Below are 13,066 nucleotides of genomic sequence, written 5' to 3' on the forward strand. Positions count from 1 at the left end.
ATGCTATAATAAAACCAATCAACGCGGGGTGGAGCAGCCCGGTAGCTCGTCAGGCTCATAACCTGAAGGCCGCAGGTTCAAATCCTGCCCCCGCAACCAATGTCAAAAAGACTATCAAAGGGCTCCGAGGAAACTCGGAGCCCTTTTTGCATTCGATGTGGTTGCTCGCAACATCAATCGCGCTACCTACTTCCACGGTCAACTCCATCTTCGGCATTGCCATGCACCACAAAACCGTGATGATGCACAATCATTCCACTTCGGATAAAAACCGCCGTGACCGCTGATCCCTTGCATATCCTCAAGACCGTCTATGGCTACGATGCATTCCGCGGGCGGCAGGCTGACATCATTCGACATGTAATGGCGGGAAACAACGCCTTCGTTTTGATGCCGACGGGCGGTGGAAAGTCGCTTTGTTACCAGATCCCGGCGCTTGCTCGTAATGGCATGGGGTTGATCGTCTCACCGCTCATCGCGCTGATGGTCGATCAGGTTGCAGCCCTGCGTCAGGCCGGCGTGCGGGCCGAAGCTCTCAATTCCGATCTTTCCCCGGAAGAGCGGCGCGTGCTTTGGCGGGACATGCGGGCCGGCAAGGTCGATATTCTTTATGCCGCGCCGGAAACCCTGCTCAAGCCAGATGTCCTCGATGCGTTGCAATCCATCGACCTGTCGCTGATCGCGGTCGACGAGGCTCATTGCCTGTCTCAATGGGGGCATGATTTCCGGCCGCCCTACCGCCAGCTAGACACGCTGATCGAGCGTTTTCCCGATACGCCGCGCATGGCGCTGACGGCGACGGCCGACGAGCCCACGCGCGCCGAAATTCTCGGTCACCTGGGGATTGAAGAGCACGATGCCTTCATTGCCGGGTTCGACCGTCCTAATATCCGCTATGCGATCATGGAAAAGGATAATCCGCGCGCGCAGCTGAAGCGCTTTTTGAAGGATCGCGACGGTGAGAGCGGTATCGTCTATTGCCTTTCCAAACGCAAAGTGGACGAAACGGCCGCATGGCTGCGGGAGGAGGGTCGCGATGCGCTACCCTATCACGCTGGCATGGACAAGGCTGCCCGTGAGGAGAACCAGACCCGTTTCCAGCACGGCGAGGCGGTCATCATTGTCGCGACCGTCGCTTTCGGCATGGGCATAGACAAGCCGGATGTGCGCTTCGTGGTTCATATCGACCTACCCGGCAGCATCGAGGCCTATTATCAGGAAACAGGCCGAGCCGGTCGCGATGGTCTGCCGTCGGACGTGCTCATGCTCTATGGCTATGAAGATATTGCCCTGCGCAATCGTTTCATCGAAGAATCTGATGCCGCGGACCAACGCAAATATATGGAGCGCCAGAAGCTCGATGCGCTGCTTGGCCTCGCAGAAACGGCGAGTTGCCGCCGGCAGGTTCTGCTCTCCTATTTCGGCGACCGGTGTGAGCCCTGCGGCAATTGCGATACCTGCGCCGAGCCGCCGGACCTGTTTGATGGGGCCATCGCCGCGCAGAAACTTCTGTCCTGTATTTATCGCACGGGTGAACGTTTTGGCCAGGCCTATGTCATTCGCGTATTGCTGGGTGTCGAGGACGAGCGGATTTCCCGCTTCGGCCATGACCGCATTACCACCTACGGGATAGGTAAAGAGCACGACAACCGCACATGGCGCGCCATCCTGCGTCAGCTGGTTGCGTTACGCATGATTGAAGTGGATCTGTCGGGACATGGCGGCCTGTCTATCTCCGAGGATGGACGGCGGTTCCTGCGCGAAAAACCGGCACTGATGCTGAGGATACCATCCGCTCCCCGTTCCGCACGGCAGCAGACGCCCCGCAACACGGTATCGACGGCCTTGCCGGAATCCGATCGCAGTCTTTTTGAGGCGCTGCGTGCGAAGCGCATGGAAATTGCCCGGGCACAGAACGTTCCGCCGTATGTGATTTTCCACGACAAGACCCTCATCGAACTTGCGACGGCAAAACCGGTCTCGGCGAAGGAAATGGCAGTGATTCCCGGCGTCGGAGATACCAAGCTCGAGCGATACGGACCTGCTTTTCTGGCGGCGATCATGCAGCACGCCGCTGGCGAATGACCGGCAGATATCCAAATTAATAGCCGAGTAATAAAACCGCAGGGCGTTGCGAGGTCTCAGCCGGTCGTGTCCTTGAACAGTACGTTCTGATCGATAAGATAGCGCGAAAACAGGGGCAGGCTCGCCCCGCCGATTGCCCGCGCCTGGCTACCGACCGCGCCTTCGATTATGTCAGGCACCGTGACACCCTGCAGATCGTGGTGTTTAAGGGCAAGGCGGGTGGCGGCGACGATTCTGGTTCTGACCCAGTCGGGAAAACCGCCATCGATGATAACGCTCGAAAAATCGATGATGGAGGCAGCGGCAATAACGGCCTGCGCCAGCGCCGCGGCGGTTTTCCTGATCCAGCTTTCCAGCGGCTCGCCGAAATCGATCCACTCGTCCGGAGAAAACCACAGGGGGCGCGGATCGATGCCCTTTTCGCGCAGCATGTTTTCCAGAACGAAGATCGACGCGATTTTCAGAAGCTGGACGGTATTGCCATCCTGCCCCTGCACCGGCAGAGGGCCGATGGCGCCGGCCGTTCCCGTCTTTCCGGAAAATAGCGCCGAATTCAAAACGACGCCGCCGCCTATGAAGGAGCCGATGAAGACGTAAAGAAAATCCGGATAGTGCTGGCCTGCGCCAAAAACCAGTTCGGCGCCGCAGGCGCTGGTCGCGTCGTTCTGCAGAAAAACCGGATAGCTGACGTTTTCGGCAATTTCCGACCGGATATCGACGCCCCGCCATCTCTCCATTTCAATCTGTGGAGCGCCCACTTCCTGCGCCCAGTTCCACAATTCAAATGGAGCGGCGATGCCGACGCCGGCAATTTTCTCCCGCTCGGCAGGGGAAAGTTTCGATTCGAGTTCCGTTATGCCGTCGATTACGAAGGGTAGTATCCATTCCGGAAGAGGGTAGGGATAGGTTCTGCGCAGCTTGAGCCTGATCCGGCCGACAAAATCCATCAGCACGAGATCGACGCTGCGTCGGCCGATCTTCACACCGAAAGAAAAGACGGCGTCGGGATTAAGCCGCATCGGCGTCGATGGCTGGCCGACTTTGCCACGCAGTCTTTCACCGCGAATGAGAAGCCCGTCCTTTTCAAGCGAGCGCATGATGACCGAGACGGTCTGCGCTGAAAGGCCGCAAAGTCTTGATATCTCGGCCTTTGACAGTCCGCCGTGACGGCGAACGAGAGAGAGCACAAGCCGCTCATTATAAGCGCGCACTCCGATCTGGTTGGCGCCGCCGCTTATATCCATGGTGGTGGGCGGCGCCGGCGGCGCCGTCTCGACAGATTGTCTCATAGTGTCATCCTCCCGCCCGCCCTATCCGCCGCGACCGATACAGCAGGCTTTATGGCAATCTTGCTATCGCAACGTTAAACGACGCGGCGATATTCCTCCCTGCCGCATATTAGAATGCCATAGGGAATTAATAATTCAATCGGATTTATTTATTGACAGGCGTTTCCTTTGGTGGTTCCATCTGAGCCAACGGTCGTCGATCTCGGAGGAGACGGGATCGTCGGGTAACCGTCACGGTGCTCAAATATCCATTGGGAGGATCTCATGAAGACCACTGTTTCCGCTCTTCTGGGCGCGCTTGCGCTTGGCGTTTCTTTCGCTTCCGTTGCGTCTGCGGCCGATACCTCGGTTTGCCTCATCACCAAAACCGATACCAATCCCTTTTTCGTCAAGATGAAAGAAGGCGCGACCGCCAAGGCTAAAGAACTTGGCGTGACGCTGAAATCCTATGCCGGCAAGATCGACGGCGATTCCGAAAGCCAGGTAGCCGCCATCGAGACCTGCATTGCCGATGGCGCCAAGGGTATCCTGATCACCGCATCGGACACCAAGGGCATCGTTCCCGCGGTGCAGAAGGCGCGTGACGCCGGTCTTCTGGTCATCGCCCTCGATACACCGCTCGAACCCGTCGATGCTGCTGATTCCACCTTCGCCACCGACAATCTTCTGGCTGGTGAGCTGATCGGCAAATGGGCTGCCGGCAGCCTCGGCGACAAGGCCAAGGATGCGAAGATCGCCTTCCTCAACCTCACCCCCTCCCAGCCGACGGTGGATGTGCTGCGTAACCAGGGCTTCATGAAGGGCTTTGGCATCGACGTGAAGGACATCAACAAGATCGGCGATGAAAACGATCCGCGCATCGTTGGCCATGATGTTACCAATGGTAACGAAGAAGGCGGCCGCGCGGCGATGGAAAATCTGCTGCAGAAGGACCCGACCATCAATGTCGTCCACACCATCAACGAACCTGCGGCAGCCGGCGCTTATGAGGCGCTGAAGGCGGTCGGCCGTGAAAAGGATGTTCTGATCGTTTCCGTCGATGGCGGTTGCCCGGGCGTCAAGAACGTGGCGGAAGGCGTGATCGGCGCGACCTCGCAGCAATATCCGCTGCTGATGGCGGCTCTCGGCGTGGAAGCCGTCAAGAAGTTCGCCGACACGGGTGAAAAGCCGAAGCCGACCGAAGGCAAGAACTTCGTCGATACCGGCGTGACGCTGGTAACCGACAAGCCGGTCAAGGGCCTCGACTCCATCGATACGAAGGAAGGTCTCAACAAGTGCTGGGGTTGATGCCTCACCGTTGAAACCCGCGGGGGCATTCGTGCCCCCGCCCTTGGACCAGAATGAATATCAGGCACGATCCGGGGGATCGGACAAAGGAACAAACGAGCGCGTCACGCGTCCTGCGGGGATGATATAGGCCGCTTCACAACACTTTGAAATCTACGCATCATTCTCTTTTGAGATAGACCCCGGTGTCAGGGCTGGTGCGATAGAGCGATCGGGAGGAAAATCCATGAGCGATCAGCCGGTGCGGGCTCAGCCGCATAATGAATTTGAAAAAGTGCTTTCGGGAAGTTCGACGCAGGTCGCCGCTTTCGATACGCACGACAAGAGTGTGCTGGAAAAACTGCAGCACTTTCTCCACTCCAGCCCGGCGGCCGTTCCGCTTATCGTTCTGGTGCTGTCGCTGATTGTTTTCGGCCTGCTTCTCGGCGGCAAGTTTTTCTCGGCCTTCACGCTGACCCTTATTTTGCAGCAGGTCGCCATCGTCGGTATTGTCGGCGCGGCGCAGTCGCTGGTCATCCTGACGGCGGGCATCGATCTGTCGGTTGGCGCGATCATGGTCCTGTCCTCCGTCATCATGGGACAGTTCACCTTCCGTTACGGTCTGCCGGCGGAACTCTCCATTCTCTGTGGCCTCGCCGTCGGCGCATTTTGCGGCTTCATCAACGGTATTCTGGTCTCGCGCATGCGCCTGCCGCCCTTCATCGTCACGCTCGGCATGTGGCAGATCGTATTGGCGACCAACTTCCTCTATTCCGCAAACGAGACGATCCGCGCTCAGGATATCGCCCAGCAGGCGCCGATCCTGCAATTCTTCGGCGCCAATATCCGTGTCGGCAGCGCGGTCTTCACCTATGGCGTCATCGCCATGGTCCTGCTCGTCGCCCTGCTCTGGTATGTGCTGAACCGCACCGCCTGGGGTCGCCACCTTTATGCGGTGGGTGACGATCCGGATGCCGCCGAACTTGCCGGTGTCAACGTCAAGCGCATGCTGACGACCGTTTACACGCTGTCCGGCCTCATCTGCGCCTTCGCTGGCTGGGCCCTTATCGGCCGCATCGGCTCGGTTTCGCCGACCGCCGGTCAATTCGCCAATATCGAATCCATTACCGCAGTGGTTATCGGCGGCCTGTCGCTGTTCGGCGGGCGTGGCTCCATCATGGGCATGATCTTCGGTGCCCTGATCGTCGGCGTCTTTTCGCTCGGCCTCAGGCTTATCGGAACAGACCCGCAATGGACCTATCTGTTGATTGGCGTCCTCATCATCATGGCTGTCGCAATCGACCAGTGGATCAGAAAGGTAGCAGGCTGATGGCAAAAGAACCCATTCTCACAGCACGCAATCTCGTCAAGCGCTACGGTCGTGTGACCGCCCTCGACCATGCCGATTTCGACCTCTATCCGGGCGAAATCCTGGCGGTGATCGGCGATAACGGCGCCGGCAAATCCTCTCTCATCAAGGCGATTTCCGGTGCGGTGACACCCGATGAAGGGGAAATCCGGCTGGAAGGCCAGCCCGTGCAGTTCCGCTCGCCGATCGAGGCGCGCAAGGCTGGCATCGAGACGGTCTATCAGAACCTCGCCCTGTCGCCGGCGCTTTCCATAGCTGACAATATGTTTCTCGGCCGGGAAATCCGCAAACCCGGCATTCAGGGCAGCCTGTTCCGGGCGCTGGACCGCCCGGCCATGGAAAAATTCGCCCGGGAGAAACTGTCGGAGCTCGGCCTGATGACGATTCAGAACATCAATCAGGCAGTGGAAACCCTCTCCGGCGGTCAGCGTCAGGGTGTGGCTGTGGCGCGTGCAGCGGCCTTCGGCTCCAAGGTCGTCATTCTTGACGAGCCGACGGCAGCACTTGGTGTCAAGGAAAGCCGGCGTGTTCTGGAGCTTATCCTGGACGTTCGCTCGCGCGGCCTGCCGATTGTCCTCATCTCGCACAACATGCCGCATGTCTTCGAGGTCGCGGATCGCATCCATATCCACCGGCTCGGCAAGCGCCTCTGCGTCATCAATCCGAAGGACTACTCCATGTCCGACGCCGTCGCCTTCATGACGGGCGCCAAGGAAGCGCCGAAGGAAACGCTTGCCGCATGACGCTGAAGCTTGAAACGATCGCCGAAGACGTTCTTCGGCGGGCAAAAGGTAAATCCCGTTTTATCGTCGCTATTGCCGGTCCCCCTGGGGCCGGCAAATCCACGCTGGCGGATGCCCTTTGTGATGCTTTGCTGGCATGGGACGAAACGGCCGCCGTCCTGCCCATGGATGGCTTCCATATGGACAATGGCATCCTTGAAGAGCGGGGGCTGCTGCCGCGAAAAGGCGCGCCGGAAACATTCGACGTGCGCGGTTTCCTCGATATCGTCTCCGCCGTCCGCAAGGGCGGGCAAGAGGTGCTTGTTCCGGTTTTCGACCGTTCCCGTGAAATCGCTATAGCGTCTGCTCGTGCGGTTGCGCCGGAAACACGCTTTATCCTCGCTGAAGGCAATTATCTGCTACTGGACGAGGCGCCGTGGACAACTCTTTCCAAGAGCTTCGACCTCACCATTTTTGTCGGGCCGTCCGTCGCGGTGCTTGAGGAGAGGCTGAGGAAAAGGTGGCAGGGCTATGGTCTCGATGAGGCCCATATCCACGCCAAACTTTTCGAAAACGATCTTCCGAACGGAAAAAGGGTGATTGAAAACGCCCGTCCCGCCGATATCCGCATCGATATCTGGGAATAGATTAACGCTTTTCTCTGTTTGAGCGGCGGCACGCATGTGCCGTTAAGCCTTTGTTGACCATGTGTTGAATCTTTTTGATCCACAGGGTGGGGCTTTTGTGTGTCTATTTATTGACGCGAAAATTTCCTCATATACTATATGTGGTGTTCGAGGTTCTTCCGATTCGCAAGGGTCGGGAGCTAAGACGGGAATTCGGTGCGTAACGCCATATGGCGGAGCAAGGCCGAAACTGCCCCCGCAACTGTAAGCGGTGAGCATCGTTCCGATTTGGGTCACTGGGGTCAAAAGCTCCGGGAAGGCCGGAATAGATGTTGTGACCCGCAAGTCAGGAGACCTGCCTTGAGCGCAAACGTCCACGGGCGGGGTGTCCGGAGGAAGGTGTATGACGCAAATGATTTGCGTGCGCCCTTTTCTGCCCCCTCCAGAACAAGCTTCGGGGTGAAGTCATGCCAGTGCATTTGTTTAAGTTGCTGCGCTCGTCGGCGTAGAGAGTGATTTTACGTGGCTAAAAGCCGCGCACGCCCACCCTAATGACAGATCCATCGCCGCCCGATTGCGATTGCAATCGGCAATGTTGAGCCTTGTCCGAAATCGGCTTCGAGAGAGGAAATCATGACCGTCACCGTTTACAGCAAGCCCGCCTGCGTCCAATGCATCGCCACCTATCGCGCTCTCGACCGCATCGGTGTCCCCTATGAGATCGTCGATATTTCCGAAGATGCGGATGCGCTCGATCATGTGCGTGGCCTCGGCTACATGCAGGTGCCCGTGGTTGTTGCCGGCGAACGCCATTGGGCGGGTTTCCGGCCGGATATGATCGGCTCGATCAGCTGAGGCGGCGGCGCGATGGGCCTGATCGTCTATTATTCCAGCCGTTCTGAAAACACCCATCGTTTCCTTCTGAAACTGGGACGGCGTCTGTTTCGCCTGCCGCTTGGCGTTGAGGAAGATGTTCCCCATGTGTCCGAGCCCTATGTGCTGGTCACCCCCACCTATGGGGGTGGTGGCACGAAAGGGGCCGTGCCAAAGCCGGTCATCCGGTTTTTGAACGAGCCCTCCAACCGAAATCTCATTCGCGGCGTCATCGCGGCGGGAAACACGAATTTTGGCGCAGCTTTCGCATCCGCCGGAGATATCGTCTCGCGCAAATGCGCCGTGCCGTTTCTCTATCGCTTCGAGCTTCTCGGCACGGAGGAAGATGTCGCCAACGTCAAACATGGATTGGAACGATTTTGGACACGCTGACCTCGAGCGCCATGCGCAAGGACGCCAAACAGCCGGCAGCCGCATCCCAGAAACCGCTCGATGCGGCTCTGGACTACCACGCGCTGAACGCGATGCTGAACCTTTACGACGAGAACGGGAAGATCCAGCTCGACAAGGATCGCCTGGCCGCCCGGCAATATTTCCTCCAGCACGTCAACCAGAACACCGTATTTTTCCATAACCTCAGGGAAAAGTTCGATTATCTGGTGACTGAGGGATATTACGAACAGGAAGTGCTGGATCAGTATTCCTTCAATTTCGTCCGTGACCTCTATGACGAAGCCTATGCCCGGAAGTTCCGCTTCCCGACCTTTCTCGGCGCCTTCAAATATTACACCTCCTACACGCTGAAGACCTTCGACGGAAAACGTTATCTGGAGCGTTACGAGGATCGCGTCTGCATGGTGGCGCTGGCCCTTGCGCGCGGCGATGAGCAGCTCGCCCGCAATCTGGTCGATGAGATCATTTCCGGCCGCTTCCAGCCAGCAACGCCGACCTTCCTCAACGCCGGCAAAAAGAGCCGTGGTGAACTGGTCTCGTGTTTTCTGCTGCGTGTGGAAGACAATATGGAAAGCATCGGCCGCTCCATCAATTCGGCGTTGCAGCTTTCCAAGCGCGGCGGCGGCGTGGCGCTGTCCCTGACCAATATCCGCGAATTCGGAGCGCCGATCAAACAGATCGAAAACCAGTCGTCCGGTGTCATTCCTGTCATGAAGCTGCTGGAGGATAGTTTTTCCTATGCCAACCAGCTTGGCGCGCGCCAAGGTGCGGGCGCGGTCTATCTGCATGCCCATCACCCGGATATCATGCGTTTCCTCGATACCAAGCGCGAAAATGCCGACGAAAAAATCCGCATCAAGACCCTGTCGCTCGGCGTGGTGATCCCTGACATTACCTTCGAGCTCGCCAGGAACAATGAGGATATGTACCTGTTCTCGCCCTATGATGTGGAGCGTGTCTATGGCGTGCCGTTGACCGAAATTTCGGTCACCGAAAAATATCATGAAATGGTCGCCGATAGCCGCATCCGCAAGAAGAAGATCAAGGCGCGCGAATTCTTCCAGGTGATCGCCGAAATCCAGTTCGAGAGCGGTTACCCCTACATCATGTTCGAGGATACGGTGAACCGCGCCAATCCGGTTGCCGGCCGCATCAGCATGAGCAATCTCTGCTCGGAAATCCTGCAGGTCAGCGAAGCGAGCGAGTTCAACGCCGATCTGTCCTATAGCCATATGGGCAAGGATATTTCCTGCAATCTCGGATCACTCAACATCGCCTCGGCGATGGACTCCGCCGATTTCGGCAAGACTATCGAGACCTCCATCCGGGCGCTGACGGCCGTGTCGGACATGAGCCATATTTCCTCCGTTCCTTCGGTGGAAAAGGGCAATGATGCCAGCCACGCCATCGGGCTTGGCCAGATGAACCTGCACGGTTATCTGGCGCGCGAACGCATCTTCTACGGTTCTGAAGAAGGCGTCGATTTCACCAATATCTATTTCTACACCGTGACCTATCACGCCATCCGCGCCAGCAACCGGCTGGCCGTGGAACGGGGCCATAGCTTCAAGGGCTTTGAGAATTCCAAATATGCCTCGGGCGAATATTTCGACAAATATACCGACCGGGAATGGCTGCCTGCGACCGAAAAAGTGAAGGTGCTGTTTGAGAAAGCCGGCATCGCCATTCCGACACAGGAGGACTGGGCAGTTTTGAAGAAGGACGTCATGGCGTCTGGTCTCTATAACCAGAACCTTCAGGCCGTGCCGCCGACAGGCTCGATCTCCTACATCAACCACTCCACCTCCTCCATTCATCCGATCGTCTCGAAGATCGAAATCCGCAAAGAGGGCAAGATCGGCCGCGTTTATTACCCGGCTTCCTATCTCTCGAACGACAATCTCGAATATTATCAGGACGCCTATGAGATCGGCCCCGAAAAGATCATCGACACCTATGCGGCCGCGACCCAGCATGTCGATCAGGGCCTGTCGCTGACGCTGTTCTTCCGCGATACGGCAACGACGCGTGATATCAACCGGGCGCAGATCTATGCCTGGAAGAAGGGCATCAAGACCATCTATTACATTCGGTTGCGCCAGATGGCGCTGGAAGGCACGCAGGTTCAGGGCTGCGTTTCCTGCACGCTCTGAATTGAGGGACAAGACAATGAACATTGCCGTAAAACCCGCGTCCTGCATCCGCGCGGTCAACTGGAACCGCATCGAGGACGACAAGGATCTCGAAGTCTGGAACCGCCTGACCTCGAATTTCTGGCTGCCGGAAAAGGTGCCGCTCTCCAACGATATCCCCTCGTGGGGAACGCTGAAGCCGGAAGAACAGAAACTGACGATCCGTGTCTTCACTGGGCTGACATTGCTCGACACCATCCAGAACGGTGTCGGCGCCGTGCGCCTGATGGCGGATTCGGCAACGCCGCATGAGGAGGCCGTGCTTTCCAACATCTCCTTCATGGAGGCCGTGCACGCTCGCTCCTATTCGTCGATCTTTTCGACGCTCTGCCTCACGCCCGATGTTGACGACGCCTATCGCTGGTCGGAGGAAAACGAATTCCTGCAGCGCAAATCCGCACTAATCATGCGGGAGTATGACAGCGGCGATCCGCTGAAGAAAAAAATCGCCAGCGTGTTTCTGGAAAGTTTCCTGTTCTATTCCGGCTTTTATCTGCCGATGTTCTGGTCAAGCCGCGCCAAGCTCACCAACACGGCGGATTTGATCCGCCTCATTATCCGTGATGAGGCCGTGCATGGTTATTATATCGGCTACAAGTTCCAGCGGGCGCTGGAGCGTCTCGGTGAAACGCAGAGACAGGAGATCAAGGATTTCGCCTTCGATCTCCTGCTCGAACTTTACGACAACGAGGCGAAATATACCGAAGACCTCTATGACGGCGTGGGCCTGACGGAGGACGTCAAGCAGTTCCTGCATTACAACGCCAACAAGGCCCTGATGAATCTGGGTTATGAGGCGCTGTTTCCGGCCGAGGCCTGCCGGGTCAACCCCGCGATCCTCTCGGCGCTCTCGCCCAATGCCGACGAGAACCACGACTTCTTTTCCGGTTCCGGCTCGTCCTATGTCATCGGCAAGGCGGTTGCGACCGAGGATGAGGACTGGGATTTCTGAAACCGGTTTGTCGGCAGGACCCGCAAAACTATTGCGGGTTCACCACCTGGCTCGCAAGGCGGAAGGGGCTGGCGACGGTGGCGCCGATCGCATCGAAAACAAAGGCTCCGGCACTGTTGATGTCACCCCCGCGCCTGCTTGCCTCAAGTTGCGGCACCATGGAAGCAAGCGCCGCATAGCGGTCGTGGTTGAGCGGGTCCGATGCCTTCAGATTGGAAATGTCGACGAATTGCACGCCCTCCTTGAGAGCGGCCTCCTGCACTTGGCGGTCGGTGACATCCAGCGCGCCGATACGGGTAACGTCGGCACCGAGGATGGAAGAGGCTTTCAGCGCACGGTCATCCTTGGAAACGAGAACGGTGAGCGGCGGGCTGAGCCGGCCGACAACCTCGATCTGCTTGCGGAAGACATCAGCATCGATATCGGGCGCAGCCAACACCACCTGCAGCTTGGCGATGACATCGTTTCTGCCCTGGAAGCGCAATTGCCGTAGCGCCTCCATGACCAGCCAGCCGCCCATGCTGTGCCCGAACACGACGACGCTCTTCTTCGGGGTCTGCCGGGTGAGATCGATCAACATCGCGGCGAGCGCATCGCGTGAGAAGGTCGCGGACTCCTTGTCGGCCACATAGCCGGCGACAGAGGCTTGCGACGGCCAGGAAAAGACCAGCGGCACGCCGTTCATATTGGCATCCGCCGCCATCTGCACCGCGCGGAACAGGGCTTCCTGATAACTGTAATTATAGCCGTGTACAAAAAGTGCGATCTGCTTGCCGGAGCGGGCTATGTCGCCAAGATCGGCATTGAAGCGCGTCTTCGTCAGCATATCGGCCCTGGTAACGACGAAATCCTTTTTCGGGTCGGGCTTGCCGCTGGCCCATTCGATTTTCCCGCTTTTATGGGTGGGCGGAATGGAAATATCGAAACTGGCGTAGTTCGGCTCCATCGCCCGCGCCGTGCCGAAGCCCTTTTTTGCGTCCGTGTTTTTCTCCCGCGTGCTCGCCACGAAGGCGGTGACGATTTTCGTGTCGCGGGTCCTGGTGTTGACGGCCTCCAGCACATCCGCCCCCGGTCGGCCTGCGCAGGAGGAGAGAAGACCGAGAGTGAGAAAGAGAGACAAGATCAGGCGCATGAATGGGCTACCGGTGATGAGGACCGGCTCATAAATAACCGGCGACTAAAAAAGTTGCTACTGAAGAATGAATTGCACACTAGCGGCTGTCTTCGGTGCGGGCGGACGTTCCCCACCTTGCTATCCGTCCATCTTCGTTTTAGGCC

At 57.9% G+C, this 13,066-nt stretch carries 11 protein-coding genes, 1 tRNA gene and 1 riboswitch; of the genes, 10 read left to right on the forward strand and 2 right to left on the reverse strand.

Annotation, left to right across the window (positions count from 1 at the left end; translation table 11 throughout):
* The first annotated feature begins 22 nt into the window (after positions 1–22).
* Positions 23–99: transfer RNA gene (locus ACQZ60_RS00005), tRNA-Met, on the forward strand.
* Positions 100–276: 177 nt separating this feature from the next.
* Positions 277–2,085, forward strand: coding sequence for a DNA helicase RecQ (gene recQ, locus ACQZ60_RS00010; RefSeq protein ID WP_448734574.1), 1,809 nt, complete (start codon positions 277–279; stop codon positions 2,083–2,085).
* Between the two features lie 56 nt (positions 2,086–2,141).
* On the opposite strand, the gene ACQZ60_RS00015 is transcribed toward recQ, so the two are convergent.
* Positions 2,142–3,374, reverse strand: a complete 1,233-nt coding sequence (locus ACQZ60_RS00015) for an ROK family transcriptional regulator (RefSeq protein WP_020812694.1) — start codon at positions 3,372–3,374, stop codon at positions 2,142–2,144.
* A 264-nt stretch (positions 3,375–3,638) separates the two neighbouring features.
* Here ACQZ60_RS00015 and ACQZ60_RS00020 point away from each other — a divergent pair, with 264 nt between their 5' ends.
* The 8 genes from ACQZ60_RS00020 (at position 3,639) to nrdF (ending at position 11,788) form a co-directional block, all read left to right on the forward strand.
* Positions 3,639–4,661, forward strand: coding sequence for a sugar ABC transporter substrate-binding protein (locus ACQZ60_RS00020; protein ID WP_003524279.1), 1,023 nt, complete (start codon positions 3,639–3,641; stop codon positions 4,659–4,661).
* 226 nt (positions 4,662–4,887) lie between these two features.
* Positions 4,888–5,970, forward strand: a complete 1,083-nt coding sequence (locus ACQZ60_RS00025) for an ABC transporter permease (RefSeq protein WP_003524280.1) — start codon at positions 4,888–4,890, stop codon at positions 5,968–5,970.
* Positions 5,970–6,752, forward strand: a complete 783-nt coding sequence (locus ACQZ60_RS00030; protein WP_003524281.1) for an ATP-binding cassette domain-containing protein — start codon at positions 5,970–5,972, stop codon at positions 6,750–6,752. Before ACQZ60_RS00025 ends, ACQZ60_RS00030 begins: the two co-directional genes overlap by 1 nt.
* Complete coding sequence (locus ACQZ60_RS00035) at positions 6,749–7,378, forward strand: nucleoside triphosphate hydrolase (protein WP_020812693.1); 630 nt, start codon at positions 6,749–6,751, stop codon at positions 7,376–7,378. Before ACQZ60_RS00030 ends, ACQZ60_RS00035 begins: the two co-directional genes overlap by 4 nt.
* Before the next feature lie 133 nt (positions 7,379–7,511).
* A riboswitch (cobalamin riboswitch) is annotated at positions 7,512–7,734 on the forward strand.
* Positions 7,735–7,990: 256 nt separating this feature from the next.
* Complete coding sequence (nrdH, locus tag ACQZ60_RS00040; RefSeq protein WP_020812692.1) at positions 7,991–8,212, forward strand: glutaredoxin-like protein NrdH; 222 nt, start codon at positions 7,991–7,993, stop codon at positions 8,210–8,212.
* A gap of 12 nt (positions 8,213–8,224) precedes the next feature.
* Positions 8,225–8,623 carry a class Ib ribonucleoside-diphosphate reductase assembly flavoprotein NrdI gene (gene nrdI / locus ACQZ60_RS00045; RefSeq protein ID WP_020812691.1) on the forward strand — a complete coding sequence of 133 codons (399 nt, stop codon included), beginning with the start codon at positions 8,225–8,227 and terminating at the stop codon, positions 8,621–8,623.
* 11 nt (positions 8,624–8,634) lie between these two features.
* Positions 8,635–10,797, forward strand: coding sequence for a class 1b ribonucleoside-diphosphate reductase subunit alpha (gene nrdE, locus ACQZ60_RS00050; protein ID WP_448735302.1), 2,163 nt, complete (start codon positions 8,635–8,637; stop codon positions 10,795–10,797).
* 16 nt (positions 10,798–10,813) lie between these two features.
* Entirely contained in the window at positions 10,814–11,788 is a 975-nt protein-coding gene (nrdF, locus tag ACQZ60_RS00055; RefSeq protein ID WP_020812689.1) for a class 1b ribonucleoside-diphosphate reductase subunit beta, read from the forward strand.
* 28 nt (positions 11,789–11,816) lie between these two features.
* On the opposite strand, the gene ACQZ60_RS00060 is transcribed toward nrdF, so the two are convergent.
* On the reverse strand, positions 11,817–12,920 hold the full coding sequence (locus ACQZ60_RS00060) for an alpha/beta hydrolase (protein ID WP_020812688.1): 1,104 nt from the start codon (positions 12,918–12,920) through the stop codon (positions 11,817–11,819).
* Between the last annotated feature and the right edge of the window lie 146 nt (positions 12,921–13,066).

Source organism: Agrobacterium sp. 22-223-1 (genome assembly GCF_053522385.1).